At 78.3% G+C, this 217-nt stretch carries 1 protein-coding gene; it reads right to left on the bottom strand.

Translation table 11 applies throughout. The annotated features are described in order from the left end of the window. Nucleotides 1-24: 24 nt before the first annotated feature. On the bottom strand, nt 25-217 hold a 193-nt coding region (locus TW83_RS17365), incomplete at its 5' end, for a CAP domain-containing protein (protein WP_045984043.1).

The following is a 217-nucleotide window of genomic DNA, read 5'->3' as shown; positions in this document are numbered from 1 at the left end:
GGGCGACAGGCCGGTCGACCCCGCCTAGCGCGGGGCGGCCAGCACCATCGCCCAGAACACCGTCCGCCCGTCCGCCGCCAGCGCCTGGCCGATGCCCACGTGGCGCACCCGCGCATGCAGCATGTTCGACCGGTGCCCCGCCGACCGCGCCCAGCTGCGCATCGCGGCGCCCGCGTCGCGCTGGCCCGCGGCGATGTTCTCGGCCACGACGGAGGCG

It is taken from the genome of Paracoccus sp. S4493, assembly GCF_000967735.1.
Classification (GTDB): Bacteria; Pseudomonadota; Alphaproteobacteria; order Rhodobacterales; family Rhodobacteraceae; genus Paracoccus; species Paracoccus marcusii.
This window is presented reverse-complemented; position numbering and strand designations above follow the sequence as displayed.